Consider the following 24,056-nt stretch of genomic DNA (forward strand, 5'->3'; position numbering starts at 1 on the left):
GCCAAGTTGGAGTATGCTGAGGAAGAAGTGATGCTGTACAAGGATTTTGTCACGCTGGATTGGCGGGCATCGTAACACAGGAGGTTGATGTGTCTGAAGAACTACCCGACAAAAAAGTCTTCGGTTGCTGGGTGAACCGAAGACTTTTTTTATGTACTTTTAATGAACTGGTCTGGTCCCGATTATCCGCCAAAGTCGTCGAATAAGATATTCTCGGGTTCCACACCCATATCGTCCAGCATATCCATACATGCCACTAACATTAGCGGGGGACCGCAGATATAATATTCACAGTCTTCAGGAGCCGGATGATCTTTCAAATATTCATCGTAGAGGACCTGGTGAATAAAACCGGTCAGGCCCGTCCAATTGTCTTCCGGCATGGGGTCGGATAGTGCGACATGCCATGTAAAGTTGTCGAAATCGCGCTGCAATCCGTCGAAGTCATCGACGTAGAACATTTCATTCAGGCTGCGCGCGCCATACCAGAAGGTTACTTTGCGATCTGTTTCTATGCGTTTGAATTGATCGAAGATGTGCGACCGCATGGGCGCCATGCCGGCGCCGCCACCGATGAAGATCATTTCGGCATCGGTTTCTTTGGCGAAGAACTCGCCGTAGGGTCCCGAGATGGTTACATCATCGCCGGGTTTTAGATCAAATGTCCACGACGACATTTTGCCCGGTGGTATGCCCGTTGTGCCCGGCGGCGGAGATGCCACGCGGATGTTGAGCATGATGACCCCTTTTTCTTCGGGATAATTCGCCATTGAGTACGCGCGGAAGACGGGTTCATCTACTACCGAGACATTGTCCCATACATTGAAATGATCCCAGGTACCTCTAAAGCGGTCTTCACCGTCGGCAGCTTTGATGTCGAAGCTGCGGTAGTCAACGGTGTGGGGTGGGCATTCGATTTGGATAAAACCACCGGCGCGGAACCCGACGTCTTCCCCTGGCGGCAGTTCGAGGACGAGTTCTTTGATGAATGTGGCGACATTGTAATTTGAGAGCACTTTGCAGTCCCACTTTTTGATGCTAAATACTTCGGCGGGTACTTCGATATCCATATCGCCTTTCACTGTTACCTGGCACGAAAGCCGACACCCTTCCCGCGCTTCTTTGCGGTTGATGTGTGACAGTTCGGTGGATAAGATATCGCCGCCGCCGTCGTTGATCGTCACTTTGCACTGTCCACAGGTGCCGCCTCCACCGCATGCGGACGATACAAAAATTCTATTGTCGGCCAATGTGTTGAGCAATTTGCCGCCTATGGGAACAGAAACGCTGTGGTCGGGATCGTCGTTGATGGTGATGTGCGCCTGCCCTGAGGCAACCAATCGCGATCTGGCAATGAGTATAACCGCTACCAGCATCAGCACCATGGTAGTAAACATCCCTACACCGAGTAAAATTAGCCTTACGTCTTCCATATTATCTCCACGCTTGCCTGGATCTAAAGTTGAATCCCCGAAAAGAGCATAAATGCCATTGCCATCAATCCCACGGTCATAAACGTGATGCCCAGCCCGCGCAGTGCAGGTGGCACGTTGCTGTATTTCATTTTTTCGCGTATGCCCGCCAGTCCGACTATGGCGAGTGCCCAACCCGTGCCACTGCCCAGTCCAAAGACGACGCTTTCTGAAAAGTTAAAGTCGCGTTCGACCATGAGCAGGGAACCACCTAAGATCGCGCAGTTCACTGTGATCAGGGGCAAGAATATGCCCAGGGCGTTGTACAGGGTGGGTACGTATTTGTCCAGTACCATTTCCAGAATTTGAATCATTGCGGCGATGACGCCGATATATGTGACCAGGCCCAAAAATGTGAGATCCACATTTGGCAAGCCCGCCCAGGCGAGTGCGCCTTCGGTCAGGACATGGGTAAAAATTAAATTGTTGATCGGCACTGTAATCGTCTGGACCACGATCACCGCAATGCCCAGGCCCACAGCGGTTGTCACCTGTTTGGAGACGGCGAGGTATGTACACATGCCCAAAAAGAAAGCGAGGGCCATATTTTCGACAAAAACGGCTTTGACAAATAAGCTGATATAGTGTTCGGCCATTTTAATCCTCTTCCACTTGCTCGGGTTTCCACGCGCGCACAACCCAGATGAAGAACCCGATTAAGAAAAACGCACTCGGCGATAATAACATCAAGCCGTTGGGCATGTACCAGCCGCCTTCGGTGACGAGTGGCAAAATGTCAACGCCCAGAAGTTTACCCGATCCCAGAAGTTCGCGGAAAAATCCCACCACAATTAAGATGGTGCTGTAACCCAATCCATTTCCCAGGCCGTCTAATAAGCTGTGCGTGGGTGGATTTTTCATTGCAAATCCTTCGGCGCGTCCCATGATGATGCAGTTGGTAATGATCAGTCCGACAAAGATCGACAATTGCTTGGATATGTTGTAAGCAAATGCCTGGATAGCCTGGTCGGCGATAATCACAAGTGAGGCAATAATGGTCATTTGTACAATGATGCGCACGCTGGATGGGATGTGATTTCTGATCAGGCTTACCGATATATTGGAAAGCGTTATAACAAAGATGACCGCCAAAGACATGACGATTGAGGTCTCCAGCTTTGTGGTCACTGCGAGTGCCGAACATACTCCCAATACCTGACGCCCGATGGGGTTGTCATCAAAGATGGGCGTCCATACCAGGCTTTTGGCTTCTTTCGCCGTCAAAGACGGAGATGGTGGCACTTCTGGCGCTTGTTCTTCCCGTTCGATTACTTCAGCCACGAGCACCTCCTTGTTTTAGTGTGTCTAAAAATCGACCGTATCCTTCGTTGCCCAACCAGTACTTGAGCATACTGTCTAATCCCCGTGTGGTGATGGTCGCTCCCGATAGACCATCGACCTGGTATTTTGCTTTTGCACTTTTGGGATTGACCTGGCCTTTGATTACGGAGATGGCGACATTACCGGCATCGTCAAATGCCTGTTTGCCGGGCCATAATTCCTTCCATCTGGCGTTATCCACCTCGCCACCCAGTCCCGGGGTTTCGCCGTGTTCGTAAAATGTGATGCCCTGAATGCTTTGCAGGTCATTGCCCAGTGATACAAAGCCGTAGAGTGTGGACCAGAGGCCATAGCCGTAGATGGGCAAGATAATGCGCTGCAATTTGTCGTTTTCCATCACTTTATAGACGAAGATATACTTCGGGCGGTTGCGAATATTTGCAATGTCTCTATCCGCATCAACAGAATGCCCAAAAACGGGGTCGGATGCCATTTTCTTTAAGTCATAGGTATCTACGTCGATGCCATCGGGATATTCTTCGTTGTTCAAGATCTGCCCCGTGTCCAGTTCAATAAGCAGTGGTACGACTTTATTTTCGTAAACGGACTGGACATCGACCGAGGGATCGTACAATCCACCCGCAATCAGAATATTTTTTACTTTGTCGAGGCGTTTGTTCTCTTTTTGGATATCGTGTAAGGATACCGCAAATAGTGAGACAAAAAGAGAACAGACCAGACAAAGGGCCACCGCAACAAAGATCGTTTTTTGGATGCTGTCATTCTGCACGGGCCAGTCTCCTTTTGATATTGCGGTCGATAAAGACGCGGTCGATGATGGGCGCGAATACGTTGGCGAATAATATGGCCAGCATGATGCCTTCGGGATAGGCCGGGTTGGTTACGCGGATTAGTACTGTCATGACGCCTATTAAAATACCATAGACCCATTTGCCCTGGCGCGTCATGGCTGCGCTGACTGGATCGGTTGCCATGAATACAGTGCCAAATGCAAAGCCGCCGATGACGAAATGCCAGGCCGGAGATACGTTGAGTAGCGGGTTGGTGGTGCTGCCGATCCAGTTGAAGAATAGTGCAGATACGATCATGCCGATGGTTACACCAGCCATGATTTGCCACGAGCCAACGCGGGTTAATATCAAGACGCCTGCGCCCAATAAACAGCAAAGGGTTGAGGTTTCTCCCATGGATCCCGGGATCAGACCGATAAAGGACTCCCACCATGTGTAATCCAGCTGGATATGGGTATCGGCATAGGCCGCTAATGGCGTTGCCTGGCTATATCCATCGACGGCGATCCAGACTGCATCGCCCGAGATTTGCGCGGGATAGGCAAAATAGAGAAATGCGCGGCCCGTGAGCGCGGGGTTTAAGAAGTTCATTCCCACGCCGCCGAAAATTTCTTTGCCTATTACGACGCCAAAGATGATGCCAAGGGCAACCTGCCACAGGGGTATCAGGGGCGGCATTGTCAGAGGGAATAGCGTGCTGGTGACGAGAAATCCCTCGTTGATCTCGTGTTTGCGAATGACTGCAAAGATGGCTTCGCAGATGCCACCTGCGGCTATGGTTACGAGTTGTACGGGTACAAAATAAATGGCGCCTATCGCAAAACAACTGATTACATCGGAAGGCAGGAAAGACAGGCCCAGTGCCTGGGCGAGCCAGACGTGCCAATCGCCAGTGCCGATTGCGCCGATATTTTGATAGGCCAGGCTCGCTTGCAAGCCCGTATTGTAAAGGGCAAATAAAATACAGGGTTGTAGCGAGAGTACGACTGTGATCATCATGCGCTTCAGGTCCATGCCGTCGCGCACATGTGCATCTGCCTGGGTGACTTCACCGGGGGTGTAAAGGAATGTATCCCCAGCTTCGTAAAACGGATACAGTTTTTCGAGTTTGCCGCCTTCTTCGAAGTGTTCGGCCTGTTTGTCCAATAAATCGCGTAGAGGCTTCACTATCCTTCCTTTTCAATTTCGGTGAGGTTTTCGCGCAGAATAGGCCCAAAATCCATTTTTGACGAGCACGAAAATGTGCATAGTGATAGGTCTTCTTCCTCCAGTTCCAGGATGCCGAGTTTTTCGGCGTCGTCGAGGTCGCGGGTGACGAGTGCCCGAATCAGAAAGTTGGGCAAGATGTCCAGCGGCATGACGTCGTCGTAATTGCCATGCGGCACGAGCGCGCGATGGCTGCCATTGGTGGAGGTGTTTAATTTGAGGCGCTGCCCGAAGAACATTTTGGACAGGGCCAGGTTCTTGATGGTGAAAAATTCGAATCCCGGCGTGATCCAGCCCAAAAAGGCGCGTTTGTTGCCTTCTTCAAGTGCGGTAATTTGCTGGTGATATCGCCCCAAAAAGGCGCGGGTTTCATCTGCTTTGCGCCCGGAGAGGACAGAGCCGCTGATGATCCGATTTTCGACGTTTTCGAGTTCGCCTTCTACGAGGTCCATTATTGAAGCACCCAGGCGGGTGCGGATCAGTTTGGGGTGTTTTACTGTTGGTCCGCCCAGGGCGACTATGCGTTCGGTCATTATCCGCCCGGTTGTGAACAGATGCCCATAGGCTATGACATCCTGTAGCCCGATGTGCCAGACTGTTTTGTTGCGGTGGACGGGGTCTAAGAAGTGGATGTGCGTGCCGACCAATCCAGCGGGGTGCGGTCCAGTAAATTCTTCGACCTGGATGCGGTCGTCGATTTCGGGCAGGTCTAATTCGGGGTCTCTGCAGAGAAAAATTGTCCCTTCTACGAGTTTTGAGACGATTTTCAAGCCCAATGCAAAATTTTTTTCCTGTCCGGCCAATACACGCGCCATGTCCGGGGATAGGGGATTGGTGTCCATCGCGTTGACAAAGATGGATCGGGGTTCTGTCGCGGGGTCGGCTACTTTGCCAAATGGTCGCGCTCTCAAGGCGGTCCACTGTCCGGATGCGATGAGTTGTTTTTTGACTGTTTCCCGGTCCAGGTTGTCGATTTCATCTTCTCGATGAGATTCAAAGGTGATTTCATCGTTGCCTTCCAGGCGAATGACCATGGATAAAAAGGCGCGTTTTGCCCCTCGATGTATAGAAATTACCTCGCCTGCACCGGGTGAGGTATAGAGAACACCTTCCATTTTTTTGTCGGTGAACAATACATCGCCGAGTTTGACGCGATCTCCCACTTGAGCCACGATTGTGGGGCGCATGCCCACATAATCTTCACCTGAGAGTGCTACGGTCTGGACGGGCTTGCCATTTTGTACTGTGGATTGATCGGGTACGCCGCTAATGGGAAGGTCGAGTCCCTGTTTAATTTTTGTCAATGCCATGAGGTCCTCAATTTTTTCCAATAAAAAAAGCAACCACAACTGTCAAATAGCCTTAATAAACAAGGGGGAGGACAGATAACGCGGTTGCTGTTTTGCAGGTGCTGTGAGCATCTGCAGGCATTGGAAACAAATCCATCGTAGTCCAGATAAAGAACAGATGTGTTGTTCAAAAATGCAATAGTTTTCTTGTTTGCGAATAAATTTATTATAAGCGTTTTTAATTGTCAAGCAAAAGGCGTTGGTATCGGAAGAAATAAATTATAGGGGTTCTCAATGTACCAATTCGATATAACGATCCTGAAAAAATTCATTTATTGACAACAAAGTGATTTTTTGATAGAATTTAAATATAGTCATAAATATGGTCATAATTTTTGAAAAGGAGTAAAGATGCCTTCAATTTCTAAAAGTAAATTGAAAGCCAATATGCTTCGTATATTTCGCGATATTGAAAATACCGGCGAAGAAATGATTGTCACAGATCACAATCGTCCTGTTTTACGCATTCAGCCTATTGGGCAAAAAAGGACAGTGGAAGAGGTGTTCGGTACCATTCAGGGCAAGGTCATCTACCGCGAAGATATCAATACACCGACCACCGACGAATGGAAAGATCTGTCATGATTGTTCTGGATACTTCAGCGCTCATATTCTGGACTCTGGATCGAGAGCGATTATCTCAAATCGCAGCACAAGCGATCTCAGACGCCGACCATATTGCCATCAGTTCTATCTCTATTTGGGAGATCGGCATAAAAGTTAAAAAGCAAAAACTCGCTATACCACTTTCTATCCAGGAATTTACGGATAAACTGAAAGCAATAGACCGCTTCGATATTCTGCCTGTAGATGCCCAGACCTGGATCAAGAACCTCGAACTCAATTGGGATCATGGCGATCCTGCTGATCGCACAATTGTTGCGACTGCCAGTTTGCACGCTTGCCCACTCGTCACCTCAGATTCTGCTATCCGCGCATTTTATTCACAGACTATCTGGTGAGGGCGATTTCAAAACTTTTACTGAAATGGAGTTGACGTGAAATATTTGATACTGAATTTGTGGATTATTTTGCTTCTGATATTACCCGGGCAGGCAACATCAGAAGTGGCGGATTCGCTGTCTGTTCTGGAGGAAGCCGTGAAGGTTGCGCCAAAAGATGGCGATGCCTGGGTCAGGTTGGGCAATGTGTATCTGAATGCGGGGGAGATCGAGAAGGCCGATCATGCGTTTCGCAAGGGGATTCGGTATGCCGGGTCGGCAGAGGCTTATGTGGGGTTGGGGCGGGTGTTTATGGCGCGGGGACGGACGCGCGCGCGACAGGGGTTGCAGTATTTTCGGATGGCGCGGGCAAAGGATCCGAAGTCGATAGATGCCGAGTTGTATCTGGCGCGGGCGAAGGTGATGCTGCGCGATCTGGATGCCGAGGATGCGTTTCGCCGCGTGATTGCAATGGCACCCGATTACGCGCCGGTGTATCTGGAATTGGCGGATTGGTATGTGAATAACAATTTCGAGATGTATTACGGCGAGATCCGCCTGTTGTACGAAAAGTATTTGAGGCTGAGGCCGGGTGATATCGAGGCGCTTTACGGATTGGCGGTGTCTTATACGGAGGAGCACAATTACCGATCTGTCGTTGAGATTGGCGAGATGGCGTTGATGAAGAATCCGGGCGAAGCGCGATTGTTGGCGTTACTTGCACAAGCTTATGCAGGTCTGGGCGATCCGGACCGGGCGCTGGAATTGTTCGCGCAGTATTTCAATGTGATTTCAGCAGAAGAACGGGCGCTTTACAAAGATTTGCAACTGGTGGCAAGGCCGGAGGAGTTGCAAGAATATGAATTGCTGCCAGAAGATGAACGCGCCGCGTTTTTGACGACGTTTTGGCGCAGGCGCGATTTGACGCTGATATCGGGAGGTCTTGCGCGAGAGGCTGAACACTATCGCCGGGTGTGGTTCGCGCGGACGCATTTTGCAAAAGCTGTGCAGCCGTGGGACAGGCGCGGCGAGGTTTATATTCGGTATGGTGAGCCGGATTATCGGTCGCGGTCACACGCGCCCAATGCGGTGCCGAGTGCCGAGGCTGAGGCGGTGAAGGAGCGGTTGGCTCTGGATATTGAGGGTGGTTTTGTGGCGTCGGGTGAAATGACTGAGGAGTCGTTTTTTGGCGGTGTGGAGGATGAACAGGCGGTTGGGGATTACGAGGGTGTTAATCTAACTGAACCGGCTTATCCCGTGGCGTTTGGCCCGCGGTCGATGCCGTGGGAGTCGTGGATTTACACGCAGGTTGGCGGCGGTGTGGAGTTTGTTTTTGTGGATGAGTTGCTCAATGGCAAGTGGCAGTTTCCCCCGCTGCCAGATGGTACGCGTCTGTCGGGCGAACGGCTGTCCGCGCTTTTGCGATCCCATCCGGGCGTGGTGTTGAACGATGTGGTGGCTTCCACACCGGAGTATTTTGATTTGCCGCCGGGGATTGAACCGCTGGCGTTTTATTACGATGTGGCGCGTTTTAGAGGGGAAGAGGGCAAGACCGGGGTCGAGGTGTATTACGGGGTGCCGACGCTGGAGGTGGGTATTGAAAATGAGAATGGGCATGTGCGCCGTTCAGTGGTGATTTCAGACGATGAGGGTGAGGAGGTGTTTCGGACTCGGGATGATTTGCATTTTGGGGGTATTGATTCCGGGCAGTTGAAGAAGGGGACATTTGTGCCCGATGTGGCTTATCTGGAGGTGCCACCTGGTACCTATCGCATGGCGGTGCATTTGGCCGATGTGCATTCGGGGAAGTGGGGGGTTTATGTGCAGGATCTGGAAGCGCCGGTATTTTCCGATTCGCTGGCGATGAGCGATCTGGAATTGGCGTGGGCTATTGGCGATAAGCAGGGGTTTCACGATAAGTACCGCAAGGGCGATGTGTGGGTGATGCCGATGCCGTCGCGCAGTTTTGTGAATGATCGCAGTGTGTTTGTCTATTATGAGGTCTATAATTTGCAACGCGATGAATTCGGGCAGACGCGATACAAGGTGTCCTATACGATCCAGCAGGATGTGCGGTCGGGGTCTTCGATTTTTGGGCTGTTGAGTGGGGGATTCAAAAGATTGATGGCGAGGAATAGAAAACCACAGGTGGCGGTGAGTTATGAGCATGTGGGGCGAGATGTGTGGGAGCCGATCCATCTGGAGCTGGATTCAAAAAAGATGATCCTGGGCCTCAATCAGGTTGAGGTTGAGGTGACGGATTTGTCGAGTGGTCAATCCGTGAAGCGCGAGGCTATTTTTAGATTGGAATCGCCGCAGGTAACTGAGAGGCAACGGGGAATTCAGGGCGATGATGTGCGGCAGGGTAGGCGTGGGAGGCGGGGTGGTGAACGACGGCGGTAGTGGTGAGTTTCAGAGACAAGCAAGAGGCGGTCACATATTGTGACCGCTTTTTTTATGTGCCGGGTGGTGTCCATCCCAGATCGCCGAATCGTCGGGAGGTGAGCGCGCGAATTTCGCGGGCGCGGGCGAGGGTTTCGTCGCGTTCTTCCCGAAGGGATTCGGGACGATAGACTTTGCCAGCCCGGATGGTGAGTACGGGATGGATGTTTTTGCGGCCGATTTCCAAATTGTCTCTGACGTCGCGAAATTGGAATTCGCCTTCGCGGATTTCAAAGGCCGATAGGTCTGCGACGGTGCCGATTTTGAGGGTGCCCAGATGCTCGCTTCTGCCAATGGCGGCTGCAGCAGCGGTGGTGGTTTGGCGGACGATGTCGGGGAGTTCGATACCCAGATTGAGCAGTTTAGAGGCGGTTTCCGGGAGGCTGTAAACGGGATCGTTGATTGAACCGGAGTGGATGTCGGTGCTGATGACGTCGGGGAGAAAGTCCTGAGCGAGGGCTTTTTTGGCGGTTTCAAAAAGGAAACTGCCGCCGCCGTGGCCGACGTCGAAGAGAATTCCCTGCTGGCGGGCATGGTGGACTTCGGGACGGATGATGTGCTGGCGGTTTAAAATGGTGTCGCCAATGGTGGCGTCTCCGTCTCCGCGATAGCAGTGGGTGACGATGTCGCCTGGGCGCAGTTCGGCCAGGATGTCGGAGAGGGAGACGCCAGCACCCATGTGGACCATGACGGGTGTGTGGGTCATGTCAGCGGCCCGAACGGCCAATTGTAAGGGGACGATACCGTTTTCTCCGGTGATGGTTTTGCTGATGCGTACTTTGACGCCTACGCAGGTTTCGGGATAGGTGTGGACGACGTAGGCGGTGCGTTCGGGGTCGGCATACTTGATGTCGGTCATTTCTCCGATGGGGCCGTAGGTAAGACCGATGCCGCTGATGTGGATAAAGGTGAGAATCTGGGTGCGGGCGGGGGTGGCGATGAAGTCGCGGAAGGCGAGGAAATTGGCCCAGCCGGGGCTGCCGGCGTCAACGATGGTGGTGACGCCGGTAGCGAGACAGAGGGCATCGGCTTGAATGCCCCAGGTGGTAGCGCCGGCAAAGACGTGGGCATGGATATCGATCCAGCCAGGAGTGAGGATTTTGCCAGTAAGGTCCAGGGTTTCTCTGGCGGGATCGGTAATGGATTCGGAGAGGGCAGCAATGGTGGCGTTTTGGATGGCGACATCGCGGATGGCGTTGATGTTTTGGGAGGGATCAATAACGGTGGCGTTTTTCAGGAGGAGGTCGTAGGGCATGAGGGTATTCCTCTTACTTCAAGTGCCGGTCGAAAAATTCAATGGTTCTGGGCCAGGATGTGCGGTCGCCTGCTTCGTTGTAGCGAGAGCCGGTGGCGTCCATGAAGGCGTGACCAGCGTTGGGGTAAGCGAAGAATTCGTGTTCTTTGTTGTGGCGGGTGAGTTCGGTGTCGAGGATTTTCATGTCTTCGGGGGATGGGTTCTGGTCTGCTTCGCCAAAATGGAACAGGAGCGGGCAGGCAATGTCGGCGGTTCGCTCGAAGGGAGATGGGATGTTTTCACCCAGGGCGGTCATTGTGTTGCCACCGTAATAGGCAACAGCGGCTTTGAAGCCGGGGACGGCGGCGGCCATAAGATAGGCTACGCGGCCACCCATGCAAAAGCCAGTGATGCCGAGGGCGTTGTTATCGACCTTGGGGTGATCGTTCAGGAAAGCAACGGTGGCTTCGATGTCGGCGATCATTTCCAGGTCTTTGAGGGTGCCTGGATTGCGTATGTCATTGATGCCCAGGCGGTGGTAGAGGTCGGGGGCTGCGGCGACATAGCCAGCTTCTGAGAGACGGTCGCACATGGCGTGAATGAAGGCATCGGTGCCACCCGCATGCATGCCGACGACGATACCGGGAAAGGGACCGTCGCCATCGGGAAGGGAGAGATAGAGGCCCAGGTTTTGGTCGTTAACGGGGATGGTTTCTGTGAAGGCTGGCATTGAGAGTCTCCTTTTTTGTTGTGTTTATCCCCTGCGATCGCTCCAGATATTATCGGCGTCGATGGGTTCTTCTGTGTGGACAATCCCCTGATCGTCAATGCCCAGGACGGGCAGTTCTTCGTGATAGTTGGCATAAGGTCCCCACATGACGGCGAGTTGCTCAGGTGTCATGCCGTCGATGTGTGACTGATCCCAATAATGCTCGGGCGGTGCAACTTCTTCTGCGGTTCCCTGCCGGGCAGACGTTCTGCTGGTGTATTTGTAGAGGATGGACCGGCGCTGGTGTTCTGCTTGCCAGGGCAAGGTGCCGTGCGTTTGCGCGCCGTCCATGAAAAAGAGGACATCTCCCGCTTTCATAGCGGGTTGAACGAGTACGTCCATGTCACTTTTGAAGTATTTGAGATCTTCGGGTATGATGTATTTGGATTTGTGCGATCCCGGTACGGCGACAAATCCGCCATCGCCTTTGCCGACGTCTGATAGTTGATAGGAGACTGTGACGCCGCCGCAGTGCATTGCGCCGTTTTGATTGCGATAGGCCACATAGGGTTTGTGGCGGTCGCCCGATCCGTGCAGCCGGAGACCATCTACGCCTTTGACGTGACCGATTAACTCGGGGCCGTGGTCGAGACGGAAGCCTCGGCCACACATTTTGTTGAGGCGAGATACGATCTGGGGATGGACGAGCATTTTTCTGAAGGGATCGGAATACGGCGGCGACATTTCCAGGAAATAGGGATGCTTGTTGCTGGTTCTGACAACTGTGGTTGCCCGAATATCCGGTCTGCCGGGCAGGGCGTCGGAGTCCTGGATTTTTAGAATTTCCCGGGTGTAATAATCGATGGCTTCATTTGCTTCTGCGATTTCATCGGGACTGAGTACCTGGGGCACAACGAGATGCCCGGTGAGGTCCCAGAAGTATCTTTCTTTGGCGTCCATTGCGGGTTTCCTCGCGTTTTTACTCTGTCGGTGAGTATCCAGAGTTCGTCAGATCCAGGGGTCTGTAATGAACTTCAAAAATGTTTAAAATTCAAGATAAAAAAGAGGTCAGTGTTGTATCCGTTGTTTTGCCAGGGCGACTGCGCCGAGAAGGACGGAGCGGTTTTTGAGTTTGGCAGGGGCGATTCTAAGGCTTGGACGGTGAACCGGCATGAGGAATCGAAGGGTTTCTCTTCGCAGCGGTTCAAATAGGATGCGCCCTGCGTTTGAGACGCCGCCTCCGATGACGATGACGTCGGGAGCGAATGCGTTTACGGCGATTGCCAGACCCTGTCCGAGGTCGGTGCAGATTTCATCGACGAGTGCTCTGGCATAAGGGTCGCCAGAACGCGCGGTGTCGAACAGGGTTTTGGCTGTGATGGGGTTGTTGTTTGCGATTCGTGTGATTGCGATGCCTTTGCGCGGATGTTTTTGCACTGCTGCTGTTGCTCGCTCGCCGATGGCAGTGCCAGAGCACAGGGCTTCGAGGCAGCCGCGATTGCCGCAGTCGCATTGGGGGCCGTCGCGCAAGATGGGCACATGTCCGAGTTCGCCGGCATATCCGTTGCCACCGCGGTAAAGTTCGCCGTTGATGATGATACCCCCACCAATGCCGGTGCTGACCGTGTAGTAGATGATGTGACGACTGTTTTTGCCCGCGCCAAAAGTAAATTCTCCCAGTGCGCCCACGTTGGCGTCGTTGTCGATTATTGAGGGTAAGCCGAGGTGTTTTTCGACAATTTTCGGCAGTGGGCAATCGTCCCATCCGACGACGTGGGTGGAGTTGACGATGCGCTGTGTGTCGTAGTTGACGGGACCGCCAAATCCAATGCCGCAGGCCAATACGGATGATTGTCCGATCAGTGTTTTGCTTGCTGCGAGTATGCGGTCAATTCTTTTGTCGGCGTGGTCTGCGCGATTTGTTTTGTGCTGGATGTGTTTGATGACGCGGCCAGCGGGCGTGGCGAGAGCCAGGCCAAATTGGGTGCCGCCGATGTCAATGGCGAGGATCACGGTGTGGCTCCAGATGGCAATAGTGTGCGGCGCACGAGCAGGGCAATGATGCCTGAGATGGCAATGGCTGTGACCATGGAGATGGATGAGGCGCTGTAAAACTGACTGAATAGGGTGACAAATAATCCCGCTGTGCTCATTTGTATAAATCCCATGAGCGCGGAGGCGAGTCCGGCTTTTTCCGGGTAGGGTACGATTGCGCCAGCCATTGCCTGGGGGCGCACCATACCGCCGCCTATTGTGAATAAACACATTGGGGCGATGATGGTGATGACCGAAAATACGCCCGCGAGTTTGAGTCCCAATAAAAGTATGCCTGCGCCCGCTGCGATCAGGCTGCCAAGTTGAATGATGCGTGCGCTGCCGAGGCGATTGTTGAGACGGCCAGATAAAAATGCGCCGATCATGAGGCCCACGGCGACCGATCCAAAACAGAAGCCGTAGAGTTGGGGAGAGACGTCCAACTCGGTGATGAGGACAAAAGATGAGTTTGTGATAAAGGCAAACATGCCCCAGAAGAGGATGGCGACCATAAAGGTATATCCGAGGTACTGACGGCTGCTGAGGAGGTCGCGGTAATTGGCTATCATGCGCGTTGGGTTCAGGGCTGTGGGGTCGATCATGTTATTGGTTTCGGGCACTGCCCAGAGGTAGCCGAAGAAGAACAGGGCACCCAGCGCACTGAGTACGACAAAGACGGCTTGCCATCCAAAATAGGCTTGTAAAAATCCACCGATTACAGGTGCGAGTATGGGGGCGAGGGCAATGGCTGTGGCCATGTAGGACATTATTCTGGCGGCGTGGATTTCGCCATATATGTCGCGTACTACAGCGCGGCTTACAGAAGGGCCACTGCCTCCGGCAAATCCCTGTAATACACGGGCTAAGATGAGTGCGCCCACTGTGGGGGCAAACAGGCAACCCAGGCCCGCGAGGGCGTAACAGGCCAGGCCGATGAGCAAGATGGAGCGGCGACCATATCGGTCAGAGAGGGGACCAAAGACGAGTTGCGCCGCGCCCAGTGCCATCAGGAATAGGGTGACAGCGGGCTGGATGTGGGTGGGTTGGGTTTGAAATTCCCGTACCATTGCCGGCATGGAGGGCAAAAACATGTCAATGGACAGAGGGGGCAGGCCAGACAGGCCGGTTAGCAAGATGGGAATGAGGATGCGAGAGGTGGGAGATCGTTGTTCTGCGCTCAAATCATGCCCTTCCGCTAAATCAGGGATATGATGAACCAGATGATGACGATGGCGACAAAGGGCGATATGTCCAGTCCGCCCAGGTCGGGCAATAGACGGCGAATGGGTACGAGAACCGGGTCTGTGATGGCGCATATTATTCTGATGAGTGGATTATATGGGTTGGGATTTATCCATGAGATGAGTGCTCGCGCAATGATGATGTAGCCGTAAATTTTGAGGAGGGTTACTAAGAACATAAGCTGGACCTTTCGCGATTCGGTTAAAAAGAAGATTTGATAAATTATCAATTTGCGCGAGAAATGCAACGGAAAAGACGGGGCTTGTTTTCTTCAGGGAGCAGCGTTTTTTGGGTGTTGCACACGTTGACAAAGTTTGGTATTCTGATGACTACTGAGTCCGGGGACGGCACAGGGCCTGTCCCGTAGTGCCTTTATACGGGAACCGTTCCCTACTCGAACACGATCCTTGTCTATAATGCAGGGGCGGTGCCCCCGTGCCCGCCCGCTGACTACTGAGGACTTTGTAATGCGTTTCGGATATTTCTGTCTTTTGCTCTGTCTTTTGCCAATGCACGCGCTGGCAAGTTCGCCAGCCTATCAAAAGGTCGCCGATGTTTCGCTTGCTGGCTCCCTTTCTCTCCAGCACTATCGCCTCGCCAATGGCCTTCAGGTTGCAATTGTGGAGGACGATACCCGACCCGTTGTGACGTGCCAAATCGTCTATCGCGTGGGGTCTTCTCACGAAGCACCCGGCAGGCAGGGTATGGCGCATCTGGTCGAGCACCTCGCACTGGATCGCTCATTCTTAGAATCGCTCTATCTTTTGGGTGCGCCACACGCCAATGCCAGTACGTCTAAAGATGGTACAAAATACTACGCGACTGTTCCCAAAGCGCAGCTGGATACACTGATTGCCTATTTTGCACGGGGTATGACACGGTTTGATGTTTCGCAGGAAGCATTCGATCTCGAAAAAGAGGTCGTTCTGGCTGAATGGGCGAGAAGTGCAAGTCTTGCGCGTCGGCTTTTGTATAAAAAGCTATACGCCCGCATGTTTGCGGGGCATCCCTATCAGTACGATATTCTGGGCCATCGAGATACGATTAAAACTTTTACTCTGGAGGAAGCGACCGCATTTCACAAGCGTTATTACGTACCGAATAATGCGTGTCTTGTAATTGTAGGCGATGTAAAAGGGGCTGATATTTTGCCCGTTGTAGTCCAACATTTTGGGGAGATTCCAAAGGACGAGGGGTTTATTCCAGACGATGTTGACACGCTGGATGTCGCATCTGTCCCCCAGGATTCCCTGCAATCTACAACTGATCTGCATTCTTCTGTTTGGGGTGTCTGGCATATTCCAACAGATACGCATCCAGACACCTATCCTTTTTATTTGTTTGACCTATCTCTTTTTGAGGGTGAATATTCTCTTGCGCGGCAAAGACTAATTGGTTCGGGAAAAGTGCTTGGAGTGAATTCCTATTTTCTCAATATGCGCGATAAAAGTATATATTATTTTTATGCCGATTTACCCTCGGATACGCGTTATGAACCCGTAGTTTCAGCTATGCAACAAATTATTCAAACGGCTGTTGATTCTTTTTCAGCAGAAAATCTTTTGGTAGCGAGAAATGAAGCGCGGAAAGTTTTATATCGCATGATAACCAGTCATACGCGTCTGGCAAATGCGATCTCTTTTTGATATATTTGTTTCAATGACCCTGCTTTTGATCTCAAGTGGATGCAGAATCTCGATGGCGTTACGGTGGCCGATGTCAAGCGGGTGGCGAAGCAATATCTTTTGGACCAGCCGCCCCGCACCTTTGCCCTGATCTCTTTTGAGGAGCGAGCATCATCGCGGCGTGTGGGGCTTTATGTGGGTGTTGTGTGGCTTCTCGTGGGAATAGGAGGATACTGGTACTGGCGACGGCGAGTAATTGCGGTTGGATTAATTGCCGTCCTTTGCAATATTTCGGCAGCAGATGCAGAAATTCCCAATCACAAAATATATTATGTGCAGGATACTCGCGTGCCGCAAACGCGGCTTTCAATGAGGTATTATACAGGGGGGAATCTACAGGAGACAATGGATACGCGCGGTTTGTCTTTTGCTTTTCTTCGTCTAATTAATCTGGCGTTATACAGGGAAGACAAAAAAGAGATGGATCGGCTTGGCGCAGAGTTATGGTTCAATATTTCTAACTTATATACCACCGTTAACCTGACTGTGTTTAGTGAAAATTTGGATGCGGCTTTGAGACATCTGAAAGCGATGATGGAAGATCTCAGATTCTCTGAAGAACTGCTGAACAGAGAACGGGCACGGATCATAGACAAATTTGAGGATTATATCGATGACCATGATGTGACAGAGACTTTGCGCCATCACCTGTACAAATACGATGAAGACCGGCGAGTAGGCACGCGCACAGCACTTGAAAATTTGACAGCACAGGACTTGCAACAATTTTGGGATCAAACTTTGCGCGCAAAAGTCCTCTTTTTTAGAGTGACTTCCGATCTGAGTAAGTCGGAAATTGAACGGAGTTTACGGGTGATAACGGATAACCGACCTCGGGATGGTTTTTCGCCACATCCTCGACCAAAACGCAAAGAAATTACGGGCATGCATGTTTTAATTTCTCAAAGTAGTCATCTAACTGATCTTTGTAATTGGATAACCAATGGCTTGCCCCGCACAAATGAGGATTGGTTTGCACAAGCGGTTCTGGTCAATGCGCTAAACCGGCTCTTGTTCATTCGGCTTCGAGACCAGAAAGGTTGGTGTTATTCGGTTGGCGTGAGTATTCCGGAATGGACATCACCGCCAATACTGCATTTTTGGGCTGATCCTCGCGATGTTTATACCCCTGAGCTTGTTCCCGAGATGTTTCGGTTGATTTACCATTGTTTGTCTGAGCCAGATTTTTGGGCGCAGGTGGAGAAAGGTCGCGAACGGCTCAAGCGGGCGTATCATTTGCAACTCGGTCCGCAGACCAGGCTCAGTCAGCAGGTGCGCTATGACCGCGATGGGGTGCCCGCTCTTTCTCTGGAGGAATACGAATCGGCTATTGATGGGGTGACAGAGGAGGATATTCGCCGCGTTTTCGAACTGATGTTAAACAGTCAGAACAAATTGCCATTGCTAATGCTTATTTACGGGAATGCTGACAGCATTAAGGCTGTATTGGATCACGAGGATATCAAGGCGAGGACAACGGTTTTTGATATTCAGACTCTGCTTAAATAATAATTTTCTTCTATACTCTTGACGTTGTTTTTGAAGTTGGGTATGTTTTATGTACAGCGGGTTGCCTCAGCATTTCTGTTTATTTCCTCCCTCCCGATAAATAGAGTGCTGTTGGCAGCCCGCTTTTTTTATTGACAGGGTTATTTTTGCATTTTATTTTGATTTTGTAGCAGAAGTATGACGCCTTTGAGGGTGTCGGGAGGGAGCCCTCAAAGGCTTTTTTTGTTTATAAATAAAAAGAGGCGCCGGTTGGGAGGGTATAACCAACGCCTCAAGGGATGTTGCATGGTACCGGATTAGACGCATTTGTACAGAAAAGAGTTCCAAGAAAGAGTAACGGCGTTGACTCAGCCGGGGTATAGGAGTCAACGCCGATATTTTTGCGACACGCTTTGTCGCATATTCTTTTACTTTTAAAGGCTGGAAAGGTTCCCGAATGGTGTGATTTTTTGTTGGCTCAAACGAGTTTTATCTTTGCGCATTATGGTATATATTGTTTGGTTCTCTAAAAGATATGATCAGGGAGAAGATATGCTGAATAAACAAATAGAACGCTGGGGGCTGTGGCTCGGTCCTGTGATTGGGGTGGGAGTTACAGTCTTTGGGGATCTCAAGCCGGGGCATCCGGAGGTTACACATACGGCTGGTGTGGCCTGCTGGATGGCTGTTTGGTGGATGACAGAGGCCGTGCCTTTGGCTGCGACGGCACTGTTGCCCGTGGTGCTGTTTCCCCTGCTGGGTATTATGAGCGGACAAGAGGTTGCGCCACTTTATTTGAATCATATTATTTTTTTGTTTGTCGGTGGTTTTATGGTGGCGTTGGGCATGCAACGCTGGAATTTACACCGGCGAATTGCCCTGCGCTTGCTGCTCCTTTTTGGGGGGTGTCCCCAGTGTATTCTGACGGGTTTTATGCTGGTGACGGCGTTTTTGTCCATGTGGATTTCCAATACGGCTACGACTATGATGATGGTGCCAATTGCGCTTGCAATTGTGGTCAGGATGGAAGAGCAGGGTGTGGCATCTGGTTCTTTTGGCACGGCGGTGTTTCTGGGGGTGGCTTATGCGGCTTCAATTGGTGGGAGCGCAACGCTTGTGGGTACGCCGACCAATTTGTCTTTTGTGAGGATTTTATCGATTCATTTTGCAGAGGTTCCCGAGATTTCATTTGCAATGTGGTTTGCTTTTGCTCTGCCTCTGGCATGTGTGATGCTCGTTTGTGCGTGGGGTGCGCTTTGTCTCGTTTTTGGCATTCGCGGTCACGGCGATGATATTGATCTGAGTGTGGTGCGCGCGCAATATGCCGAGTTGGGGCCGATGTCATTTGCCGAGAAGGTGGTGCTGGCCGATTTTGTGTTGTTGGCGCTGTTGTGGTTGTCGAGACGCCCCATTCAAATTGGCGATTGGACGCTGCCGGGCTGGTCTCAGTTTTTCGAGTCTGGCGGATTGATAACCGATGGATCGGTTGCTATGGCAATGGCTCTGATTTTATTTGTCGTGCCCGCGCGGGATGGCGCGAAATCCAGGGTGATGGATTGGCAAACGGCTGGCAATGTGCCCTGGCATATTGTGTTGCTGATTGGCGGTGGATTTGCTCTGGCAAGCGGGTTTAAGGAGTCGGGGTTGTCGCTCTGGTGCGCGCAGCAGTTGGAGGGTATGGGGCGCTTGCATCCTCTATTTTTGGTGGGTGGTTTGTGTGTGATGATGACTTTTTTGACAGAGTTGACTTCCAATACGGCAACGGCAGAGATGTTCCTTCCGGTTTTGGCGGCGTTATCTGTGGCGGTGGGTCTCAATCCATTGTTGCTGATGATTCCAGCCACGTTGTCGTGTTCTTGTGCGTTTATGTTGCCGGTAGCCACGCCGCCCAATGCAATTGTGTTTGGCACGGATAGAATTTCTATGCGCGATATGGCGCGCGTGGGCGTGGGGTTGAATTTGATAGGGGCTGTGATGATTACTGCTGCGATTGCTGTTGTTGGTCGCGTCGTACTGGGTATTGAACTCGGGGTGATGCCCGATTGGGCGAAGATTCAATAGGCGGGAGGTAGCGTCAATCCGCGACCTGCGACTCGCGGGTTGCAATGCGCGATAGTATTTCGCCATTGCGCGTGAGGTCTTGCGCCCTTACCATGCGCGCATAGAGTCCATCGCGGTCGATGAGGGAACTGTGGTTGCCCGTTTCGACCACGCGTCCCTCGTCGATTACAGCAATGGTGGGCGACCGACGCACGGTGGAGAGGCGATGGGCGATGACGAGGGTGGTGCGGTTTTGCGTGAGGCGATAAAGGGCTTCTTGAATAAGTGCCTCGGTTTCGACGTCAACAGAGGATGTGGCTTCATCAAGGATGAGAATGGGGGCGTCCTTAAGCAGTGCTCGAGCTATGGAGAGGCGTTGTTTTTCACCGCCGGATAAGCGCACGCCGCGTTCTCCAATCACGGTGTCATATCCTTTGGGCAAGTCGCGAATAAAGGCGTGGGCATTGGCTGCCTGGGCGGCTTCTCGTACTGTGCGTTCGTTTGCATCTGGACGACCAAAGATCAGATTTTCATATACTGTGCCGTGAAATAAGAAGACGTCTTGAAGGACTGAGGCGATGTTTTGGCGCACAAAGGAGAGGGGCAGGTCGCGCAAGTCATATCCGCCAATGCGAACCGCGCCCTGTTGGGGGTCATAAAAGCGGGGCAAGAGGTTGGCAAGGGTTGATTTGCCGGCTCCCGTAGGCCCGACGAGTGCGAGGATGTCTCCTTCGCGAATGTGCAGGTCGATGTCGTGCAAGACGGGAGCGTTGGGATCATATCCAAATGTGAGTGCGTCGATATGGACATCCCATGTGATGGTTTTGGGCACGGTGACATCAGGGGCGTCGGTAATTTCCGAACGGATGGCGAGGAGTTGAAAAACGCGGTCTGTGCTGGCGGCGGCTTTTTGCAATACGTCGTTAAAAGATGCCAGTTGCAAAAAAGGCTGGTAGATGTGGCCCATATAGACGATGAAGACAAATAGATCAGCTACTGAGATGCTGTCGCTGAGGGCCATGTTGCCCCCGCTCCAGATGACGAGTACAATGCCCAGTCCACCCGTGGCTTCGATGATGCCGGCGGGCAGGAGCGAGACTGTGTTGGCTTTGATCAGGCGGTCGTGAAAGGTGGCGCTGCGGTGGGTTACCTGGTGGGCGCATTCCCGTTCGCGGGCAAATGATTTGATGACGGCAATGCCCGACATGTTATCCTGTACGAGGGCGGCGAGTTCAGCGAGCCGCTCGCGCACCGCATGCCACATGGCGCGCACTTTGGATACATAGCGATATACGAGAAATGCCGTGGGCGGAATGGGCAATATGGCGATGAGGGCGAGTTCTGGATTGAGGTAAAAGAGTACGGCAACCATGGATATGGGGATAACAGTGGCGAGCGCGGTTTCGGGTATGCCGTGTGCAATAAAGTCTTCGATGGCTTCGATGTCGTTGATGGAGCGGGCCATGAGATTGCCGGTTCGCTGGCGATTGAAAAAGCTGTGGGACAGGTTTTGCAGGTGCTTGTACACGCGCGTCATAAGGGCGTGCATCACGCGATAGGCGGTGACGTGAGAAAAGAAGCCATAACCGTAACGGGAAACGCCGCGAAGCAGGTAAATCCCAAGGAGTAAGAGGCTGACTTCTATGAGGTCTCCTACGGGTTTTGCTTCGGTGAGCCACTGGATGAGTTTGCGGATGAGCAATGGTGGGATGAGATTGGCCGCTGCAAAGATAAACCCACAGGCGATGCAGCATGCCATAAGGAGACGGCGACCTTCGAGCAGGTCGTAGATTTGTTTGATAAAGGTCATAAATCTGTTGTGGTTTGAGGTTCGTTATGGTTGTGACCCAAACCTATTATTTGATGGCATAGAAGTCAAGAGAATAGAATGGAGAGAACGACTATGGTGATTAAAACAGAAGAAGAATTGATCGATCAGATGACGACCCCATCGCCCGAGGTGATCGAGGCTGTGTCGAAGTTAGATGGTCCCGTGATGATTTTGGGTATCGCGGGAAAGATGGGACCGACTTTGGCAGAGTTGCTGCTGCGAGCTGGCGCAGATGAGGTGATTGGCGTGTCGCGGTTTTCCAATCCGCTGGATCGCGATGATCTGGAGGCGCGAGGTATTGCGACGATCAAGTGCGATTTGCTGGACGATGAGGGGCTGGCGCAATTGCCTCGCGTGCCGTATCTCTATTTGATGGCAGGACATAAGTTTGGGGCAACGGGCAATGAGCCGTTGACCTGGGCGATGAATGCGGTATTGCCCGCAAAAGTTATGCAGCAATTTCCGGATTCGCGCATTGTTTATGTATCTTCTGGCAATGTTTACGAATTTGCTTCGGTGACGGGTTCGGGTGCTCGAGAAGAGAATGCTGTCAATCCGATTGGCGAATACGCCATGTCCCGGCTGGGCGGTGAACGGCTTGCCGAGTTTTATTGCAAGGAGAATCAAACGCCTCTGGCAATTGTGCGTTTGTTTTACGCGACGGAGTTGCGCTATGGCATTATTCTGGATATTGCTGAGAAGATAAAATCCGAGATGCCTATAGATCTGTCTATGGGCTATGTCAATCAGATATGGCAGGGCGATGCGAATGCGTATTTGGCGCAGATGTTTCCGCTTTGTGCATGTCCAGCACGGGTGGTGAATATGACGGGTAGGGATGTGTTGTCGGTGCGCGATTTGGCTTTGCAATTGGGCGAGTATTTTGATATTGATCCCGTGTTTGAAGGCGAAGAGCGCGAGACAGCACTGTTGGGCGATGCAGGGGTGCTGTTTGAGGAGATGGGGGCGCCAAGGGTTCCCGTTGAAGAAATTGTCTCGTGGGTTGCACACTGGGTTATGAGCGATGGACGCACGCTGGGCAAACCGACCAAATACGAGTCGAGGACAGGGAAATTTTAGAAGTGGGAAAGGAGTATAACATGATAAAAACGGGGATTTCAGAGGTGAATATCACGCCGCCAGTAGGGATTTCAATGTGCGGATTTGCCGCGCGCGAAGGGCCATCTGAGGCAATACACGACGAGTTGTACGCCAGGGCACTGGTGCTGGATGACGGCGAAACACAGGTCGCAATTGTGGGGGCCGATGTGATCAGTTTTGCGCCGGATCTGGTCAATCGGATTCGGGAGATGGTTGAGCATTCGGTCGGGATTCCGGGAGGACATATTTTGCTCAATGGGTCTCATTCCCATTCGGGACCCTCTGTGATGGCGTTTCGATGTATGGGTGACCGCGATACAGCTTATGAAGATGTGTTGTGTCGCAAGGTCGTTGGCGCAATTAAAATGGCGGCAGAAGGATTGGTATCCGCATCGCTTTCGCATGGGCGAGCACCCGTGCGTATTGCCCATAACCGCAGAGAGATGCGCGACGGACGCATTGTGCTGGGCCATCATCCCAAAGGTCCCGAAGCCCCCTGGGTCGATGTGGTGCGCGTGGATACAGCAGGCGGTGTGCCTGTGGCTGTAGTATTCGCGACTGCGGCGCATCCCGTGAATTTGAATGCGCTGTCGATCAGTGCAGAGTTTCCGGGATATGCCGCGCAATTTGTGCGGGATAATCTGGCAATGCCTCTGTTTTTACAGGGTTGTTGTGGGGATATCAACTGTTCTCCTAAGGACGGAAAGTTTGAGGGGTGCGAGTTGTTGGGTACGCGCCTGGGATCGGCAACTGTGACGGCTGCGTTGTATGCCGAGAGACTGGAGGACGATGTGCTGGCGGTGAATAATCGGGTTGTCGAATTGCCTCTTATGATACCCGATGTCGATGAAGCAGAGCGTGCACTTGCAGATGTCACAGCGAATTTGCAACGCGTGCGAGAAGATAAAAATATAACGCCCTATCGACGCCGCCAACAATTCGAAGGGATGGTCGAGTGGGCAAAAGATTATGTGCAGGCTGCGAGAAGAGGGGGAAGTCCAACGGAGTCGTTTGAGATTCAGACCATACATATTGGCAATTTGGCAGTGGTGGGGTATCCGGGAGAGATGTTTGTCGATTACCAGTTGTTTTTAGATGATGCTTCTCCTTGTGATAAAACGATTGCACTGGGATATACCAATGGGTGTATTGGGTATGTTCCGACTGCCGATGCCTATCCTGTTGGTGG

Annotated in this window: 21 protein-coding genes; 8 read left to right on the forward strand and 13 right to left on the reverse strand. The window is 52.0% G+C overall.

What is annotated here, in order from left to right; genetic code table 11:
* Positions 1 to 182: 182 nt before the first annotated feature.
* From nqrF to OXG87_16470, 6 genes are read right to left on the reverse strand one after another with little or no spacing between them, the layout of a single operon-like run.
* Positions 183 to 1,433, reverse strand: a complete 1,251-nt coding sequence (gene nqrF / locus OXG87_16445; protein MCY3871141.1) for an NADH:ubiquinone reductase (Na(+)-transporting) subunit F — start codon at positions 1,431 to 1,433, stop codon at positions 183 to 185.
* Positions 1,434 to 1,456: 23 nt separating this feature from the next.
* Positions 1,457 to 2,068, reverse strand: coding sequence for an NADH:ubiquinone reductase (Na(+)-transporting) subunit E (nqrE, locus tag OXG87_16450; protein ID MCY3871142.1), 612 nt, complete (start codon positions 2,066 to 2,068; stop codon positions 1,457 to 1,459).
* A gap of 1 nt (position 2,069) precedes the next feature.
* Positions 2,070 to 2,696, reverse strand: coding sequence for an NADH:ubiquinone reductase (Na(+)-transporting) subunit D (locus OXG87_16455; GenBank protein ID MCY3871143.1), 627 nt, complete (start codon positions 2,694 to 2,696; stop codon positions 2,070 to 2,072).
* Between the two features lie 49 nt (positions 2,697 to 2,745).
* Positions 2,746 to 3,543, reverse strand: coding sequence for a Na(+)-translocating NADH-quinone reductase subunit C (locus OXG87_16460; GenBank protein MCY3871144.1), 798 nt, complete (start codon positions 3,541 to 3,543; stop codon positions 2,746 to 2,748).
* The gene (locus tag OXG87_16465) at positions 3,533 to 4,732 is read right to left on the reverse strand and encodes an NADH:ubiquinone reductase (Na(+)-transporting) subunit B (GenBank protein ID MCY3871145.1); all 1,200 of its coding nucleotides are present in this window, start codon (positions 4,730 to 4,732) and stop codon (positions 3,533 to 3,535) included. The genes OXG87_16460 and OXG87_16465 overlap by 11 nt, the downstream gene beginning before the upstream one ends.
* Positions 4,732 to 6,075, reverse strand: a complete 1,344-nt coding sequence (locus OXG87_16470) for a Na(+)-translocating NADH-quinone reductase subunit A (GenBank protein MCY3871146.1) — start codon at positions 6,073 to 6,075, stop codon at positions 4,732 to 4,734. The genes OXG87_16465 and OXG87_16470 overlap by 1 nt, the downstream gene beginning before the upstream one ends.
* A 396-nt stretch (positions 6,076 to 6,471) precedes the next feature.
* Between OXG87_16470 and OXG87_16475 the strand changes: the two genes are divergently transcribed.
* The 3 genes from OXG87_16475 to OXG87_16485 are packed head-to-tail and all read left to right on the forward strand — an operon-like array spanning position 6,472 to position 9,464.
* Positions 6,472 to 6,705 (forward strand): prevent-host-death protein, encoded by a 234-nt coding sequence (locus OXG87_16475; GenBank protein MCY3871147.1) that lies wholly within the window; start codon positions 6,472 to 6,474, stop codon positions 6,703 to 6,705.
* Positions 6,702 to 7,082, forward strand: coding sequence for a type II toxin-antitoxin system VapC family toxin (locus OXG87_16480; protein ID MCY3871148.1), 381 nt, complete (start codon positions 6,702 to 6,704; stop codon positions 7,080 to 7,082). Before OXG87_16475 ends, OXG87_16480 begins: the two co-directional genes overlap by 4 nt.
* Before the next feature lie 36 nt (positions 7,083 to 7,118).
* Positions 7,119 to 9,464, forward strand: a complete 2,346-nt coding sequence (locus OXG87_16485; GenBank protein ID MCY3871149.1) for a GWxTD domain-containing protein — start codon at positions 7,119 to 7,121, stop codon at positions 9,462 to 9,464.
* A gap of 52 nt (positions 9,465 to 9,516) precedes the next feature.
* Here OXG87_16485 and OXG87_16490 read toward each other — a convergent pair whose 3' ends face one another.
* From OXG87_16490 to OXG87_16515, 6 genes are all read right to left on the reverse strand, one after another.
* Positions 9,517 to 10,758 (reverse strand): amidohydrolase/deacetylase family metallohydrolase, encoded by a 1,242-nt coding sequence (locus tag OXG87_16490; GenBank protein MCY3871150.1) that lies wholly within the window; start codon positions 10,756 to 10,758, stop codon positions 9,517 to 9,519.
* Between the two features lie 13 nt (positions 10,759 to 10,771).
* Positions 10,772 to 11,467 carry a dienelactone hydrolase family protein gene (locus OXG87_16495; GenBank protein MCY3871151.1) on the reverse strand — a complete coding sequence of 232 codons (696 nt, stop codon included), beginning with the start codon at positions 11,465 to 11,467 and terminating at the stop codon, positions 10,772 to 10,774.
* A 24-nt stretch (positions 11,468 to 11,491) separates the two neighbouring features.
* Positions 11,492 to 12,406: a phytanoyl-CoA dioxygenase family protein gene (locus tag OXG87_16500; GenBank protein MCY3871152.1), complete on the reverse strand. Its 915-nt coding sequence runs from the start codon at positions 12,404 to 12,406 to the stop codon at positions 11,492 to 11,494.
* A gap of 108 nt (positions 12,407 to 12,514) precedes the next feature.
* Positions 12,515 to 13,459, reverse strand: a complete 945-nt coding sequence (locus tag OXG87_16505) for an ROK family protein (protein MCY3871153.1) — start codon at positions 13,457 to 13,459, stop codon at positions 12,515 to 12,517.
* Entirely contained in the window at positions 13,456 to 14,661 is a 1,206-nt protein-coding gene (locus OXG87_16510) for a multidrug effflux MFS transporter (protein ID MCY3871154.1), read from the reverse strand. The genes OXG87_16505 and OXG87_16510 overlap by 4 nt, the downstream gene beginning before the upstream one ends.
* A gap of 14 nt (positions 14,662 to 14,675) precedes the next feature.
* Complete coding sequence (locus OXG87_16515) at positions 14,676 to 14,900, reverse strand: YggT family protein (protein MCY3871155.1); 225 nt, start codon at positions 14,898 to 14,900, stop codon at positions 14,676 to 14,678.
* 289 nt (positions 14,901 to 15,189) lie between these two features.
* Between OXG87_16515 and OXG87_16520 the strand changes: the two genes are divergently transcribed.
* The 3 genes from OXG87_16520 (at position 15,190) to OXG87_16530 (ending at position 19,956) form a co-directional block, all read left to right on the forward strand.
* Positions 15,190 to 16,368, forward strand: coding sequence for a pitrilysin family protein (locus OXG87_16520; GenBank protein ID MCY3871156.1), 1,179 nt, complete (start codon positions 15,190 to 15,192; stop codon positions 16,366 to 16,368).
* Between the two features lie 39 nt (positions 16,369 to 16,407).
* Positions 16,408 to 17,916 (forward strand): insulinase family protein, encoded by a 1,509-nt coding sequence (locus OXG87_16525; GenBank protein ID MCY3871157.1) that lies wholly within the window; start codon positions 16,408 to 16,410, stop codon positions 17,914 to 17,916.
* A gap of 531 nt (positions 17,917 to 18,447) precedes the next feature.
* Positions 18,448 to 19,956 carry a DASS family sodium-coupled anion symporter gene (locus OXG87_16530; protein MCY3871158.1) on the forward strand — a complete coding sequence of 503 codons (1,509 nt, stop codon included), beginning with the start codon at positions 18,448 to 18,450 and terminating at the stop codon, positions 19,954 to 19,956.
* 13 nt (positions 19,957 to 19,969) lie between these two features.
* On the opposite strand, the gene OXG87_16535 is transcribed toward OXG87_16530, so the two are convergent.
* Positions 19,970 to 21,745, reverse strand: coding sequence for an ABC transporter ATP-binding protein (locus OXG87_16535; GenBank protein ID MCY3871159.1), 1,776 nt, complete (start codon positions 21,743 to 21,745; stop codon positions 19,970 to 19,972).
* 93 nt (positions 21,746 to 21,838) lie between these two features.
* On the opposite strand from OXG87_16535, the gene OXG87_16540 reads away from it, so the two are divergent.
* Positions 21,839 to 22,846, forward strand: coding sequence for an NAD(P)-dependent oxidoreductase (locus OXG87_16540; GenBank protein MCY3871160.1), 1,008 nt, complete (start codon positions 21,839 to 21,841; stop codon positions 22,844 to 22,846).
* A 20-nt stretch (positions 22,847 to 22,866) separates the two neighbouring features.
* Positions 22,867 to 24,056: neutral/alkaline non-lysosomal ceramidase N-terminal domain-containing protein (locus tag OXG87_16545; GenBank protein MCY3871161.1), on the forward strand; the 1,190-nt coding region annotated here is incomplete at its 3' end.

The organism is Gemmatimonadota bacterium, assembly GCA_026706845.1.
GTDB lineage: Bacteria > Latescibacterota > UBA2968 > UBA2968 > UBA2968 > VXRD01.